The following is a 1,776-nucleotide window of genomic DNA, read 5'->3' on the forward strand; positions in this document are numbered from 1 at the left end:
GACGAAGACTGCTGATCCTGCATCCGGGACGGCACTGCGTGCAGGGCAGACGGTGAACTACACGATCACCTTGTCGAATGCGAACGGTACTGCTCCGGCACAGGTCGACCAGACTGATGCGCTCTCTGCTGTTCTGGATGACGCGACGATCACCACGCAGCCCACTGTGTCCTCCGGTACGCGCCTGACCGTCAGCGCTGTCTCATCCGGCAGCTTCCGGGTCTCCGGAATCATTCCCGCCGGCGGACAGACGGTAGTCACCTATGCGGTCCGCGTGAATAGCCCAGACACGGGCGATCACGTGCTGTCGAACTACGCGATCCCGACCGGCACGGCCACGCCGACGAGCTGCGCGACAACGAACACTGCCTGCACCACGCATCCGGTGGCGGACATTACCGTTACGAAAACCGCTGACCCCTCCGCGCCGTCGGCCTACCGGGTTGGACAGGTCGTGAGCTACTCGTTCAAGGCCACGAACACCGGTGCAACGACGCTTTCGAATGTGAACATCAACGAAACCGCCTTCACCGGTTCCGGGCAGATGAGCGCGGTCTCTCCGTCTTCCGTTGCATCGCTTGCTGCGGGCGCGTCCAGCACGTTCACCGCCTCGTACACACTGACGCAGGCTGACGTGGACCGCGGGACGACCTCGAACACGGCGACCGCGACCGGCACACCGCCCGGTGGTACGCCGTTGACGTCGACTCCGTCCACAGTGACGGTCCCCGCGAACGCTGCTCCGGCATTGACGGTGACGAAGTCTGCCAGTCCGTCGGCGGCTTCGGCGTACACGGTTGGTCAGGAAATCACGTACTCGTTCGTTGTCAACAACACCGGCAACGTGACCCTCTCGGACGTGTCGGTGAACGATTCGGGGTTCACCGGGTCGGGGCAGTTGGGCCCGGTTTCTCCGTCCTCGGTCGCGACGCTCGCGCCGGGAGGGTCGACAACCTTCACCGCGACGTACACGTTGACGCAGGCGGACGTTGACCGTGGGTCCACGTCGAACTCGGCGACCGCGACCGGTACCCCGCCAGGCGGCACACCGGTGGACTCGCCGCCGTCGACGGTGACGGTGCCGGCGAACCCGGCGCCGGCACTGACGGTGGACAAGACGGCGAACCGTCAGCAGATCACGAGTGCTGGACAGTCGATCACGTACTCGTTCAAGGCGACGAACACCGGGAACGTCACGCTGCGCGGAGTGACCGTCGATGACGCAGATTTTTCCGGTACCGGCACCCTCGGCGCGATCTCGCCAGCATCGGTTGCATCGCTTGCGCCGGGAGCGTCGCGAACGTTCACTGCGACGTACACGACAACCCAGGCGGATGTCGACTCCGGTGCGCTGACGAACACGGCCACCGCTTCGGGAACTCCGCCCACTGGTGATCCGGTGACGTCGGGTCCGTCCTCAGTGAGGATCCCGGCGTCGGCAAATCCGTCGCTGTCGGTTGTGAAGTCGGCGAGCCCGTCGGGGCAGAGTTCCTACACGGTCGGGCAGCGGATCACCTACTCGTTCGTGGCGACGAACACCGGCAACGTGACCATGTCGAATGTCACTGTCGATGACTCCGACTTCAACGGCTCTGGTCAGCTCGGCACGCTGACACCGGCCTCGGTTGCGTCCCTGGCACCGGGAGCATCGAGGACCTTCACCGCCACGTACACCCTGACCCAGGCTGACGTCGATCGGGGGTCAACGACGAACTCCGCCACTGCTACCGGTACGCCGCCGGGCAGCGGAACGCCGGTGCCATCGGACCCGTCCAC

General features: G+C 65.1%; 1 protein-coding gene. It reads left to right on the plus strand.

The window, feature by feature from the left end:
- Positions 1-52 precede the first annotated feature (52 nt).
- Positions 53-1,776: hypothetical protein (locus GVY43_RS15310; RefSeq protein ID WP_236548999.1), on the plus strand; the 1,724-nt coding region annotated here is incomplete at its 3' end.

Origin of the sequence: Exiguobacterium sp. 8H, from assembly GCF_902506255.1 — a bacterium.
GTDB lineage: Bacteria > Bacillota > Bacilli > Exiguobacteriales > Exiguobacteriaceae > Exiguobacterium > Exiguobacterium profundum.